The following is a 14,021-nucleotide window of genomic DNA, read 5'->3' on the forward strand; positions in this document are numbered from 1 at the left end:
CGGGGGGGGGGGGTCCCCGGCCGGGTGGGCCGCCACCCCGCCCGATGTACCGGCCCCCGTGGGAGGGCCGGAGCGGCTACTGCTGCCGGGCCCTTCGCCTACGGGCCGTCACCAGCAAGGCCGTGCCGAGGACGGTGAGCACCACGGCACCGGCCAGGGCCATCGACATCCCCTGCCCCACACCGGTACTGGCCAGGTGCGAGCCGGGCGCGGGGCGCGGTGTCACCGGTGCGGCCGGGGTGTCCGGCCCGCCCGGGGTGTCCGGCGGCGTCGGGGGCGTCGTCGGGGGCGTCGTCGGCGTCGGGGTGGACGTCGTCGTCGGGGTGGGAGTGGGCGTCGGGGTGGGGATGAGCCGGTTGACGGCCGTCACCGAGACCCCGGCGTCGAGGTTGTCGGAGGTGAGCACCAGCGGCCCCGCCACCGGGTTCTCCGGCGCGGCGTAGCCCTTCGGTGGGCTCACCTCCTGCCAGTAGTACGTCCCCGGCGTGCCGCTGCCCTGGCAGACGCCGTCCGCACCCGTCGTACAGGGCTCGCCGACGGGCGTGTCCGGCTTCGCCCCGGTGGCCTGCAACCCGTCCGTGCCGTTCGTCTCCTGCCACAGCCGGAACGTCGCACCCGCCAGCGGCTTGCCGTCCTGGTCGTGCTTGACCAGGCGCAACACGCCGTCCTGCCGGCGGAATCCGAAGTCGAAGGTGTGGTCGTTCTCGCCCGGTCCGCCGGTGGTCAGGGCCCGTTCCGGGTACTTGCCGCCGGAGGGGACGACGCCCTTGGAGTCGACGAAGTGGTTGTCGCCGACGTCGTGGTCGGTGGGCACCCACTGGTAGAGCGGGCCGCCCTTGGCGTAGTCGGCCGGCTCGTCGATCCGGACGGTGTACTTCGTCCTCGGCTTCAGGCCGCCGGGCACGTTGGAGTCGTCGAAGTAGTACTCGCCGCGCTTCGTCGTCTTCGTCGTGGCGACCACCTTCCCCGACTCGTCGTAGAGGTGGACGGTCGCACCGGGGACCGGCTGCTGGCCCGGGCTCTGGACGCCCTTGCGCTCGGGGTCGTACCAGACCCGGTTGCCGATCTGCAGCGGCGCCTGGTCGCAGAGCACCTCCAGGTCACCCATGGAGGCGCCCTTGCCGAACGGGGCGACGGCGCCCGCCGGGTTGAGCCGCAGGCCGAACTTCGGGTCCTGCGTACCGTTCCGCTGGAGGAACGACGTGCCGTAGCCGAAGGCGGTGTGGTCGGGGTCGAAGGCGGAGGTCGCGATGGTGTTCTCGACCTTGGAGAGGGCCATGCCGGCGAACGCCGTGTTGTGGTGACCGCCCCAGCTGGTGTCGAAGAAGCGGGTGCCCCGGGGGGACAGTCCGCAACCGTTGTTGGTGTCCATCACGTACGTGCCGTTCGCCGGGCAGGCCTTGTTCAGGTCGCCGCCCGACATGACGACGGAGGCGGATCCCGGGGTGGCACCAGCCGGTGCGCGGTCGCCGAAGCGGTCACGGAAGGACAGCAGCATGGAACCGTCGGACTCGAAGGCGACCTCGCCCAACTCCGGCTCCGGCTGGGCCATGTAGGACGTGCAGGGCTGGCCGTTCTGCGAGGTCGGGAACGTGCTGGTCCACGGGAACCAGCCGCGCCCTTCGCACGCGCCCCCTCCGACGGTCGACTCGCGCGGGTAGTCGAGCGGCTGGTTCAGGACCGCCGGCGCGAAGGCACCGGTGGCCAGGTCGAACGGCAGCACCACGGCTCGAAGGTCCGAGGCCTTGCCGGTCGACTCGCCCGAGCAGACGCCGCCGAGGTAACCGGTGCCGTCCTGCAGGCCGAGGCCGAAGGGGCGCCAGTCGCCGGCCGCGGGGCAGCCCGGGTCCGGAATCGGGTAGGAGGCCCTCGGAGCGGCGGCCGTGGGCACGGTGGCGTCGTAGCGGTAGAGCTTGCGGTCGTTGAGGTTGACGACGAAGAGGTCCTTGCCGTCGTCGGTGACCTTGATGCCGCCGAGGCTCTCCTTGCCCGGCGCCGCGACGAACGCGTCGTCGGTGCCGCCGCCGTGGGCGGTCGGACCGGCGTCCGGGACGGTGGCGAACAGCGTGGTCCGCTTCGCCTCCAGGTCGGTCACGTAGATCCCGCCCGCGCCGCCGGGGCCGTAGTCCGTGCTGCGCTTGGCGACCGCCGAGGAGAACACCCTCCGGTCGGCCCGGTTCCACGCGATGCCGTAGAGCGTGCCGGTCTCGGCGTTGGTGGCGATGTTCGTGACGTTGGCGTCCACGCCGGCCTGACCGCGCGCACTGTACGGGAAGGAGACCAGCGTGCGCTGGGTCCCGCCCTCGCGGGTGGTGGGCTGACAGGTCGTCACCAGCGGCGCGTTCTTCTGGCAGTAGTCGCCCGGGCTCCACAGCCCGGTCGTGAACGCCACCTCCTTCCCGCCGGTGAGGTCCACGAACTCCTCGTTGCTGCTCAGCTGGTTCGGCGCACCGTCCAGCCCCTGCCGCGAGGCGAAGGCCGGGAACAGCACCCCCGGCTTCGGATTCACCACCTGCACCCGGTACTTGCCCCCGGACAGCTTCGATCCGCCCGGCGCCAGCTTCACCGTGCCGTCGGCCGCCGTGACACCCTCGATGCCGGCCCCGGCGTCGTCGGTGAGCTTCACCTGCACACCGGCGATGCCCGGCTCCAGCGCCGGCGTCCACACCCCGCTCGTGTCGACGGCCCGCACCACGCGGACCGTCACCGTCCCGTCGCCGGACAGCGGAAAGGCCGACGGGGCCACCGCCAGCGAACAGGCGCCGATCCCGACGGCCATGGCCACGGCACCGCCGAGGGTGCGACTGCCCGGCACACCCGTTCGGCGCCGGCCCGGGCCGCGCGCGGCACCGGCTGTTTTCCCAGTTGTCGTTGTCATCCCTGCTCTCATCGTCCAGTTGGGCCTGTCGCCCGACCTCTTGAGGGAGTCCGCGAGTGGCGAAAAGCCGCCATTGTTAACGGGAGCTTAAAGGGGCATCGCACAAGTTCGCAGCAGAACTTGAACGTTGACGCTCAATCAGCGATCTGTCGACATCAGGCCAGGCATCCCGCGGTGGCCGCCCCCGCAGGGTGATCCAACCCGCTGCCACCACAAGCGACTTGCGCGACAGCGCCGCCTCCGGGGACCGCCGGAGCAGACGCGTTCCGGACCCGTTGCGTGCCGACCGCCCGGCGGCGGATCCCGGGTCGAAACCCCGGCGCGGGCCCTTGCCCCGCGCGCCCCCGGGCCGGCGACTTTCACGGCTTGGCAATGCCCGGGCCAAGCGGGCCGAAAGGCCACGGGCGCGCAGGGCCCGCCGGTTCGACGCTCCCCCGCTCCGGGAGCACGGCATGTCGAATGTTCGAGCGGGCCCGACCGGTCCTGGTCGAACCACCCGCGCCGACTTCACCGCACGTCGGACACGCCGCCGGCACCGCCTGCGCCGGCGGCGTCCTGAGCCCCGCCTCAGCCCGCCGCGCCCGTGTGCAGGAGGTCGCGAGCGCGGGCGGCCAGGCCGTCGGCGCCGCACCGGACGGCCAGTTCCAGCCCCCGGGTCAGGGCGCTGCGGGCGGCCGGGGCGGCGCCCAGCGCCTCACCCAGGTCGACCAGGGCGATCGCGTGCTCGTACCGGGCGGGTGACCGCTCCAGGTGCCGGACGGCCTGCGCCAGCAGCCCGGCCGCGCGCGGCCGGTCGTGCACCGCCGCGCAGAGCCGCAGCGCGCTGCCGACGGCCGAGTCCGTCCCGGACTCCCGGGCGCGGCGGACGCCCTCCTCGGCGAGGTCACGGGCCCGGTCCGGCTGGTCGGGGGCGACCGCGCGCGCCAGGTGCCCGAGCCACGGCGCCCACACCGTGTTGCGCCACCCGCGCGCATCCAGGGCCGCGCCGGCGGCGGTCAGCGTCGCGGCCGCGCCGGGCGCGTCGCCCCGGGCCAGCAGGAGGCGGCCGTACAGCGTGGGGGCGTCGGGCAGCACCATCACCGTCGGGTACGGCGGGCCGAAGGCGTGCTCGCGCGCCAGTTCCAGGGCCTCGGGGAGCCGGCCGCGCGCGGCCAGGGTCTCGGCCAGCGCCCCGACCGCGTCCCAGTGCAGCGGGACGCCCGGGCCTATCCGTTCGGCGATGCGCAGGGCCCGGCGCAGGTAGTCCTCCGCGTCCGCCAGGGCGCCGCAGCGGAACCGGAGCATGCCGGTGAGCAGGTAGGCGAAGCCGAGGTGGCCCCCGCTCCACCCGGCGACCTCGTACGCACGGACCGCCTCGGTGAACAGTTCCTCCGCCCGGTCGACCCGGTCGGCGTAGAGGTAGCTGATGCCGAGGATCCCGGGCAGCTCGAAACCCCAGGTGGTGTTGGTCCAGCCGAGACTGCGGGGCAGGCGGCCGTCCGGCAGCGCGGACTCGGCCAGGGCGATCGCCTCCTCGCGGTCCACCCCGCGCAGCGTGAGGTCCCAGCAGCGCAGCACGGCCACCGCATGGACCAGGCCGTTGTGTTCGAAGACGCCCTCGTACGGGGCCGGTCCGCCGTCCGCGCCGGTACCGGTGCCGGTGGGGGTGGGGGCCGAGCCGCCGGCCCCGGTGTCGCTGAAGGCCAGTCCGACCGTTTCGAGCATCCGGTCGAACTCCGCGAGCCTCCGGGAGCGGCCCGGACCGTCCTCGTCCTCGAACTGGAACGCGGCGAACATGAAGTGGGCGACCTCCAGACGCAGGCGGCCCGGGCCGGGGAGGGTGCGGGCGGCCTCCTCGGCGCACACCGCGGCGGCCTCGCCGAGCCGGTTGCTGTGGGCGAGGGCCTGGGCGAGCCGGAAGATCGCGTCCACCCGGAGCTCGGGGCCCAGCCCGTACGGGTCCGCGAGTGCCAGGCGCAGCTGGTTGACCGTGGTCGCCGGGTCGGTGAGCAGTGCCGAGCAGCCGAGTTCGTAGAGCACGGCGGCCCGGTCCTCGTCGGCGGGCGGTTCGCTGATGGCGCGGCGCAGGCAGCGCTGGGCCGCCTCGGGCGCGCCGATGGCCAGGTGCTCGCGGGCCGCCCGGCGCAGCTTGCCCACGATCTCGCCGTCGCCCTCGGGCAGGGTCTCCAGCAGGTGCCGGGACGCCGTCAGCAGGCCGAGGCCGGCGTTCTCGGTCTCGACGGCGGCCACCCCGTGCATCCCGGTGCGGGTGGCGGGCGGCATCGACTGGTAGACCGAGGTGGCGATCAGCGGGTGGACGAACTCCAGCCGGCCTCCCGGCGTGCTGGTCAGGACCCCGTGCCGGCGCAGCTCCCGGACGGACTCGGCGGCGGTGTCCGGGCCCTGGGCGCAGATGGCGGCGGCGAGGTCCGGGCGGATGTCGGTGCCCAGCATGGACGCCGCCCAGGCGAACTGCACGGTGGTCGGGCCGATCTTGTCCAGCCAGTGCCGGAGCGTCATCCCCCGGGCACCGACGGCGAGTTCGCGCAGCTGCCCGGTGCTCTCCTCGACGGGGTCGAGCCGCTGGTCGAGCACCTCGCGCAGCAGGGCGGTGGTCTCGTACGGGTTTCCGGCCGTGACCGCCCAGACGTGGCGGCAGAAGACGTCCTCCGCCTGCGCGCCGAGGGCCGCGCGGACCAGGTGCGCGACCGAGGCCGGCTGGAGCGGCCGCAGTTCGTGCCGCCGGTCGGCCCTGCCGACCAGGCCGCGCTGCAGCGCCAGGGCCTCGTCGGGGAACTCGTCGCGGCAGGCGAACACCAGCAGGGCCGGCAGCTCCCGTGCGCGCACCGCGAGGCCCGCCAGCCAGCCGAGCGACTCGGGATCGGCCCAGTGCAGGTCGTCGACGATCACGGCCACCGGCGAGCGCTGCTGCACCAGGCGGGTGAGCACGAAGTCCAGTCCGTCGCGCACTCCCTGCGGGTCGAGCTGCCCTCCGGGCGGCATCAGGCCGACGGCCGGACCGACGATGTCCTCCCAGGGCCCGAACACCTGCGCCCGTTCCTCGCCGGACAGGGCCGCCAGCACCGGCTGCACCAGCTGGCGCACCACGTGGAACGGCTCGTGGCACTGCCGCTCCCCGCCCCGGGCCGACAGCACCGTGCAGCCCGCGCGCTTCGCCTCCCGTCGCACCTCGGTCAGCACGGCGGTCTTGCCCAGCCCCGCCGCACCGGTGTACACCAGCAGTTCCCCGATCCCGCTACCGGCGGGCCGGGTGAGCGCCCCGACCGCCTGACCGGCCGACCGGATCTCGGCCTCGCGCTCGTGCAGCGGACAGCCCTCCCCGCCGGCCCCGCCGTCACCCCGGACCGCGGACTCCCCTTCGGCCACCGTCGCCTCCAACTCGCTCGTCCACGGCCGTCGTTACCGATCCCGAGGCTACTGCTGAACGGGGCGCTCCGGTGCCGGCTTGACAATCCGTCCGGCCGCGGCCGTGGCGCCGCGACTCGCCGCCCTCGCCGCAACGCCGGCGGACTCGGCTCCGCCGGCCCTTTCCGGGCCGTCGAGCTGCTCGACCGCTGCCCTGCGGTCAGCCCGCGGCGTCGGCCGTGCGCGGCCGGCGGCCCTCATGTTCCAGCCGGTGGTCCACCCACCGACGGCCCGCGGCGGCCAGGGCGTCCAGGTGCGGGGCGTAGCCGAGACGCCTCCGGTGTTCGCGCACGCCCGCGATGACGACGGCGAAGGCGGTGATCGCCCCGGGGCCGGCCGTGCTCCAGGCGGGGACCGTACCGGCCCACTCCTCGGCCTGCCGCGGGCTGTGTCCTTCGTGGATGAGGCGCAGCACCAGCGACGCGGTGTCGGTCCAGGAGGCGGCACGGGCGGGCCACGCCCAGTCGACGGCCCGGACCCTCCCCTCGTGGACGAGGAGGTTGCCGGCGGAGAGGTCCGTGTGGGCCAGCGTGTCGCCGTCGACCAGGCCGGGCGCCGCCGCCTCGATCCGCACGAGCTGCTCCAGGCGGGCCGTCGCCCAGGCGTCCAGCCGGTCGCGGTCGTGTTCGGCCATCAGGCGCCAGAGCCGGCGCTGCGCCAGCCGCGCGGCGAACGGCTGCGTCGGTACGGGCGGCGCCGGGGTGAGCCGTTCGACGAGGGTGGCGAGGGCGGCCGCCACCGACGGCAGGTCGGGGGAGCCCGGGCGCAGATCGGCGTGGTGCCCGGGGAGGTGCTCGAATCCGAGCAGCAGCCATCCCCCGGTCTCGACCAGCCACTCCAGCCGGGGGGCGGCTCCCCGGAGGAGGGGATGCACCTCGGCCTCCGTCCGGTGCTTCCAGGCCTGCGGGTTCGCCGTCCGCACGGCTTTGCAGAAGACGTCGCCGTCCGAGGTGCGCAGGGTCGCCGCGAAGTCGGAGATCGTTCCCGCCGTGGCCGGTTCGGTGCCGGTCACCGGCCTGCCGATCGCGGCTTCGACGGCCAGTCGCACGTCCCCCGGCAGCTCCGTCCAGTCCCAGGTCATCGGCGGTCCGTTCCCCGGTGGGGCGGACGGGTGGCGTCCCGGCGCGTCCGGTCAGAGGTCACCGGTGTGCTCCAGGTATCCGGGCAGCTCGGCGAAGTGCCCGATGACCCCGGTGCCCCCGGGAAGGTCGTCCGGCCGGGGCGCCGACGTGACCAGAACGGCACGCATACCGGACCCGACCGGCCCGATCGCGTCCTTGGCCGGGTTGTCCCCGACGAACAGGACGTTCCCGGGCGGACAGCCCGCCGCGCTCACCACCGCGTCGTAGAACAGCGGGTTCGGCTTGCGGACCCCGAGGGTGCTGGACAGGACCAGTGCGTCGAAGCAGTGGGCGATGCCGGCCGCCCGGAGGGTGCGGCGGCGCACGCTCTCGGGGCGTCGGGTGTCACAGGCCAGTACGCACACCAGCCCGCGCCCGTGCAGCCGACGCAGCGCGTCCGCGGCCCGCGGGTCCACCTCGGCATCGGGCACCGCGGTGAACACGGCCTCGTACGCGGCCCCCGGATCGGGGATCACGGCCCCGCACGCGTGCGCGCTGCGCCGCAGCAGGTCGGTGAACCGGCTCTGGGTGAGGTGTGCCCGGTCCTCCTCCCGGGCCCGGCGGCTGACCAGGTCGAAGGCGTCGGGGAAGCCGTCCGGCACGACGGTCGTGCCGAGGCCGTGCAGGACCCGGGCGACGGTGGTCCCGTCCGGTTGCGGGCCCGGGTGCGCCAGGGTGTCGCCGAAGTCCAGCGCCAGTGCGCGGATCCTGGCCATGCTCGACACCGTCCTTTCAGGTCGTCCGCCGGTGTTCTCCGCCGCCGGTGCGGCCGGTGCGGCCGGTGCGCGTTCCGCGCGTGCGGCCGGGCGGTGCGGGTGCGTCACGGCACGACGAGGGTCTTTCCGAGGTGGCGGCCGGTGGTCTGTTCCCGCAGGAGGCCGGGCAGCTCGACGAGGCCGACCTGCCTGGCGATCATGCGCTCGATGCGGTGCGGTGCGATGGCCGGTCCGGCGAGGTCGCCGAGGGCCGCTTCGAAGTCCGCGGGCAGGGTGCCGTAGGTGCCCGCGATGCGGACCTCCCTCCCCTGCCAGCGGGTCGTGACAATGCCCTCGCGGCGGCGTACCGTGTCCAGGTCGCAGTCCAGGCCCGGAAGCGAGTCGCCGGGCGCCGTACCGCCGTAGAGCAGGAGCAGGCCGCCCCGCGTGGTCATCCGCAGCGCCTCACGGAGGACGTCGGGGTGGATGAAGCTGGTGGCGAGGACGGCGACGTCCAGTGCACCGGCCGGTACGGACGCGGTCGGGACGATCGGGACGTCGACGATCCCCCGCTCCCGCAGGAAAGCCCGGCGGTCCGGGGTCCGATTGGTGAGGACGACGTCGAGGCCCATCGTCCGGGCCAGGGCGGCGATGAGCACGCCGGCGGCTCCTGCCCCGAGGACGCCGAGCCGCACGCCGGCCAGGTCGCGGTCCAGGTGGCGGGCGGCTCTGGCGAGACAGTGCCGGGCGCATGCCAGCGGCTCCGTGAAGACCAGCGTGCGCGCCGGGATGTGACGCTGCACGGCCGGCAGCGCGGCGCCGAGCCGGTCGGCCGGGCCGGCCGCCCACATCGTGGTGGCGAAGCCCGTGCTCCGTTCGATCGCGACGTTCGGGTCGAGGGTGACCCGCTGTCCCGGCGGGAGGCCCGGGAGCGTGGACTCCTCGACCACCCCGACCAGCTCGTGCCCGAACTGGCTCACGCCGTACCGGCTTCCGGCGACCTCCTTGAGGTCCGACCTGCAGACCCCGGCCAGTTCGATGCGGACGCGCACCGCGTGTTCGCCCGGCGGGCGTTCGGGCGGACCGGGGTCGAACCTCGGCCCGCCCGGCTCCAACACCACCCGCATCAGAGGGCTTCCAGGGCTTCGCCGAACCTGTCCGCGACCAGATGGGCCTCGGCGGGCGTCAGGACGAGCGGCGGGCGCACCTCGATGACGTTGCCGAGGCCGTGTTCGGAGACCCGGGTGAGCACGCCCCGCCCCTCCAGTGCGCGGTGGTAGGCGTGCGCCCGCGCGACGGCCTTGCCGCCGTCGGGTTCCACCAGCTCCACCCCCAGCATCAGGCCGAGGCCGCGGACGTCGCCGATGACCGGGTGGTCCTGTTGCAGCCCGCGCAGGCGGTCGAGCAGGACGGCCCCGCTGGCGCGGACGTTCTCCAGGAAGCCGGGCCGCTGCACGATCTCCAGGGTCTTCACCGCCGCGGCCGCCGACAGGTTGTGCCCGCCGTAGGTGAAGCCGTGCAACGAGCGGTCCCAGTCGGCCATCCGCTCCTCGGTCAGGATCGCGGCGAGCGGAAGGCCGCTGCCGGTCAGTCCCTTGGCGAGGGTCATGACGTGCGGCTGCACACCGAAGTGGTCGGCGGCGAACATCTCACCGGTGCGGCCGAACCCGGTCTGGATCTCGTCGAAGATCAGGACGATCTCACGGGCGTCGCAGAACGCCTTCAGCTCCTGGAGGTAGCCCGGTGGCGGGACGACGTTGCCACCCGCTCCGCTGATCGGTTCCATGATCACACAGGCCACGCTGCCGGAACTGGCGTAGTCGATGAAGTCCTCGATCCGCTGCACGCACAGCATCCCGCACACGTCCGGCGTCTGCCGGTAGAAGCAGCGGAAGCAGTACGGCCCGGGAACCTGCACCCCGCCGGGGAACCGGTACGGGAAGGGCGCCCGCATCCTGCTGGTGCCGTTGAGGCCCGCCGCGGCGAGCGTCTGGCCCACGTGGCCGCGGAACGGCACGATCACGTCGCGCCGCCCGGTGTGGTGCTGGGCGATCTTGACCGCGCCCTCGTTCGCCGTGGAGCCGCCCGAGCTGCGCAGGTTCACCCGGGTCAGATTGGCGGGGCTGATCCTGACCAGCTCCCGCATCACCCGGTTGGTCGCCTCGGTCTGGAACGAGGAGCCCGCGAACAGCAGCTCCTCCGACTGGGCCCGGATCGCGGCGACCACCTCCGGATGGCCGTGGCCCAGCAGCAGGTTGAACGTGCCCGAGACGCAGTCGAGGTACTCCCGGCCCGCATCGTCCCAGCAGCGCACGCCCTCGCCCCGGACCAGCACGGCGTCACCGAGCCGGTACTGCGCCACCTGCCGGGGGTCGGCCGCGACCTCACTCATGACGGCCCCGCGAATCGGCGTCCAGGGCGTCGAGCTGCGAGCGCACCCAGGCCTCCAGGGTCCACGGCTCGGCGGCCTCACGGCGGCGCCCGGCGGCCTCGGCCCGCAGCGCGGCCGGGGCGGTCAGGGCGGCGGCGATGGCCTCGGCCTGCTCGACCAGGTCGAACGGGTTGACGGTGCGGCAGACGTCGCCGAGCACCTCGGCCGCGCCGCACGTCTCGGACAGCACCACGTCGGCGTCGCGCTCGTTGACCAGCGGCGCCTCGAAGGCGCTCAGGTTCTGCCCGTCGACCGTGGAGTTGAACACCAGCAGGTCGGCGCGCCGGAAGCTGCCGAGGGTGTGCTCGACGTGGTTGTCGCAGTGCCGGCGCACGGTGTCCGCGCCCAGATCGGCGTTGACCTCCGCGATGGCCGCCTCCACCCGGCGGACGTAGTCGGCGTTGGCCCCGACGTAGAGCCGGTTCGGGTTCATCCGGACCAGCATCCTGGTGCCGCGCAGCCTCGGGTCGGAGCGCACCGCCAGCCCGAACGCCCGCACGGCGCGCTCGGCGTTCTTGATCGGGTCGGTCCGTCCGCTGTGCACGACCAGCGGTCGGTCGCCCACCCAGGCGGCGATGTCGTCCGGAAGCCCGGGGGTGCGGCCGGCGAGGGTCAGCGGACTGTAGCCGAGCGGCATGGTCCGGACACGGGTGACGACGCCCCGGCGGCGGACGAGGCCGCGCTCCCGGTCGACCTCGGCGTCGGGGATCAGGTCGGCGACGCAGTCGAGGAAGTTGCGGCACCACCGGTCGGCGAAGAACCCGATCGTGGTCGCGGGCAGCATGCCCTCCAGCAGGCCGACCCGGAGGCGCTTCGGCAGCACGCGCCAGTAGTCCGGCGACGGCCACGGAATGTGGACGAACATCAGGATCGGCGCGTCGGGCCGCTGTTCGCGCAGCCTCCGCGGGACGCCGACGAGCTGGTAGTCGTGCACCAGGTACAGCGGCTCCGGCGAACCGGCCGAGCTCTTCAGCAGCGCGTCCGCGAAGTCGCGGGTGAACTCGTCGAAGCACTCCATCGCCCGGTACGTCCCGCGGTCGAAGGTGGGCGTCGTCCAGGAGTCCCAGCCGTGGTTGTTGGCCGCCCAGAGCAGTTCGGCGGTGAAGAGGTTCTGCACCACCTCGAAGGTCCTGCGGTCGTGGCGCAGCAACTGGACGCGGATCCGCCGGCCGGAGCCGAGGCCGAGTCCGATGCCGTCCGGGTTCTCGGCGGCGGCCCGGTGGTCGTCGTCCGTGTCGGCGCTGGCGATCCAGGACACGTCGAGCACCCCCGCCTGCTCGGCGACCACGTTCCCCGTGCCGCCCGGTGCGAGCCAGGGACGCAACTCGCCGGTGCCGGGGTCGGGTGCGTAGGTCACCGCGGCCCGCTTGCTGGCCAGATAGATCTGATGCTCCGTCATCGGCTCTCCTCTTCCTGGGCGATGAGCCTGTTGCTGGCTTCGAGCACGTCCACCGGGTCAAGCCCCGCGAGTTCGGGCAGGTGCGCGGCGCGCTCGCTGTGCAGGCAGGCGTTGCGCGGACGGCACGCGTACACGGTGCTGTGCTTCGGCAGGGTGCGGACCAGGGCCGGGTCCCGGCCGCAGCACGCGGCGATGTGCCGCGCCCAGGCGAGCCTGCTCACCCTCCTCGGCCCGCCGAGGTGGACGACGCCGGTGTGCGCGGACCCGAGCAGGGCGGTGGTCCACTCGGCGACGTCGTCGATCAGCACCGGGCTGTTCCAGTGGTCGTCCGGTACGGCCACCGGCCGGCTCCTGCTCAACTGCTGCGCACAGGTGGTGAAGAAGTTCGGCCGCAGACCGTCGCGGTCCCAACCGTAGACGAGGCTCACCCTCAGGACGAGGACGTCGCCGGTGGCCAGCAGCGTGTCCTCGGCGGCGAGTTTCGCGCGGCCGTACGCGTTGGCGGGCTCGGCGCGGTCGGACTCGCCGTAGCTGCTCCTGCTCCCGGGGAAGACGTTGTCGGTGGAGATCAGCAGCGCCCTGCGGCTCCCGAGCGCCTCCGCCAGGTACCGGGCGCCGCCGCGGTGGGCGGCCATCGCCTGCCCGGGATTGGCCTCGCACCAGGTGATGTCGGACGGGCCGTGGGCGACGACGACGGCGTCCGGTGCGGTCGCGGCGAAGAGCGCGTGGACGGAACGGCGGTCCCCCACGTCGACGGGATGCCAGCCGAGCCGCCGGGCCTGCGCCGTGGCGGGCCGGCGGCGCGAGCTGAGGGTGACGGCGTGCCCGAGCGCGCCGAGCCGCTCGCCCACCCGGCCGGCGAGGTAGCCCGCGCCGACGACCAGGACGCGAAGCCGGTCGCCTGCCGGAAGCCGGTTGCCTGTCATGCGTCTCCTCCAGTCGGGCCTGCCGGGAGCCGGCCCAGCAGCCGGCCACCCGCCGCCACGAACACCCCGCCGAGCGCCACCGCGGCGAGCGCCGCGGACAGGCCGACCGCGCCGGCGAGGGTGCCGACCAGCGGCGGACTGACCAGGAATCCGGCATAGGACACGGTCGTCACGGCGGAGATCGTCCGTGCGCGCCGCCCGGGCTCGACGCTGCGTCCGACCGCCGAGAGCAGTGTGGGCACCACGGGCGCCAGTCCGCACCCGGCGACCACGTAGCCCGCCACGGCCCACGGCACGTTCCAGGCGGCCGCGCCGACGGCGAGACCGGCTCCGCCGACGGCTCCCCCGACCGAGACCAGCGTGCCGTCCGACAGTCTCGCCCCCTGCCACTGGGCGAGCATGCGCCCCGCGGACAGTCCGGCCATGTAGGCCGCCGGTCCGAGGCTCGCGAGCAGCGGGCCCGCGCCGAGCTGCTGCACCAGGTGGATCGCACCCCACTGCTCCACGCTGTTCTCCATCAGGAGCGCGACGGCGCCCACCGCCCCGAGTGCCAGCAGGAGCCCGGTCATCTGCCGACGCCGGTCCGCGGCGGGCGGCGGCTCCTCCCAGCCGCGCCGGTCGATCGCGAGGACCGCGCTCAGGCCGACCAGCACCGAGACCGCCGTCAGCACCGCTCCCGGGGAGGCGCCGAGGTAGCGCGCCAGGCCGGCGGCGGGCGCGGCGACCACCATCGCCAACGGGGTCGCCGCGTGCACCTTGTTGAACAGCCGCCGGCCGTCCCTGGCCTCCTGGGCGCCCAGCGTCGCGTTGAGCCCCACCTCGACGCCGCCGCTCGACGCCCCGAGCAGCAGCAGGGCGCCGACGAAGGCGGCCTGCGACCCGGCGAGCCCCACCAGCAGAACGCCCACGCCGAAGAGCGCCGTGACCACGGGCAGGGTGTACTGCGCCAGCCGGTGGGCCAGCGGCCCGGTGAGCAGCATCGCCGGCACCGCGGCGACGGGGATCGCGAACAGGGACAGTCCGAGCTGCTGGTCGCTCAGCGAGAGTTCCGCCTTGATCCCGGGGAGCAGCGCGGCCCAGGCACCCCAGAACAGACCCCAGCTGACGGCCGGCGCCAGCAGTCCGAGCACTCCGCCACTTCGCCGCACAGGCGTTCCGTCCGCTCA

General features: G+C 74.3%; 9 protein-coding genes. All 9 read right to left on the reverse strand.

What is annotated here, in order from left to right; translation table 11 throughout:
• Positions 1–76: 76 nt before the first annotated feature.
• Positions 77–2,779, reverse strand: coding sequence for an SdrD B-like domain-containing protein (locus ACFC1F_RS04510; protein ID WP_376155599.1), 2,703 nt, complete (start codon positions 2,777–2,779; stop codon positions 77–79).
• Between the two features lie 666 nt (positions 2,780–3,445).
• Positions 3,446–6,244, reverse strand: coding sequence for an AAA family ATPase (locus ACFC1F_RS04515; RefSeq protein ID WP_376155601.1), 2,799 nt, complete (start codon positions 6,242–6,244; stop codon positions 3,446–3,448).
• Positions 6,245–6,443: 199 nt separating this feature from the next.
• Positions 6,444–7,364, reverse strand: coding sequence for a phosphotransferase (locus ACFC1F_RS04520; protein WP_376155602.1), 921 nt, complete (start codon positions 7,362–7,364; stop codon positions 6,444–6,446).
• Positions 7,365–7,415: 51 nt separating this feature from the next.
• On the reverse strand, positions 7,416–8,120 hold the full coding sequence (locus tag ACFC1F_RS04525; RefSeq protein ID WP_376155604.1) for an HAD family hydrolase: 705 nt from the start codon (positions 8,118–8,120) through the stop codon (positions 7,416–7,418).
• Positions 8,121–8,224: 104 nt separating this feature from the next.
• A complete protein-coding gene (locus ACFC1F_RS04530) occupies positions 8,225–9,226 on the reverse strand; it encodes an alcohol dehydrogenase catalytic domain-containing protein (RefSeq protein ID WP_376155606.1) in 1,002 nt (333 codons plus the stop codon).
• The gene (locus tag ACFC1F_RS04535) at positions 9,226–10,491 is read right to left on the reverse strand and encodes an aspartate aminotransferase family protein (RefSeq protein ID WP_376155607.1); all 1,266 of its coding nucleotides are present in this window, start codon (positions 10,489–10,491) and stop codon (positions 9,226–9,228) included. Before ACFC1F_RS04535 ends, ACFC1F_RS04530 begins: the two co-directional genes overlap by 1 nt.
• The gene (locus ACFC1F_RS04540; protein ID WP_376155608.1) at positions 10,484–11,929 is read right to left on the reverse strand and encodes a trehalose-6-phosphate synthase; all 1,446 of its coding nucleotides are present in this window, start codon (positions 11,927–11,929) and stop codon (positions 10,484–10,486) included. The genes ACFC1F_RS04535 and ACFC1F_RS04540 overlap by 8 nt, the downstream gene beginning before the upstream one ends.
• Positions 11,926–12,855 (reverse strand): SDR family oxidoreductase, encoded by a 930-nt coding sequence (locus ACFC1F_RS04545; RefSeq protein WP_376155609.1) that lies wholly within the window; start codon positions 12,853–12,855, stop codon positions 11,926–11,928. The genes ACFC1F_RS04540 and ACFC1F_RS04545 overlap by 4 nt, the downstream gene beginning before the upstream one ends.
• A complete protein-coding gene (locus tag ACFC1F_RS04550; RefSeq protein ID WP_376155610.1) occupies positions 12,852–13,985 on the reverse strand; it encodes a hypothetical protein in 1,134 nt (377 codons plus the stop codon). The genes ACFC1F_RS04545 and ACFC1F_RS04550 overlap by 4 nt, the downstream gene beginning before the upstream one ends.
• Positions 13,986–14,021: the final 36 nt, after the last annotated feature.

This window comes from Kitasatospora sp. NPDC056181, assembly GCF_042266225.1.
Lineage (GTDB): Bacteria > Actinomycetota > Actinomycetes > Streptomycetales > Streptomycetaceae > Kitasatospora.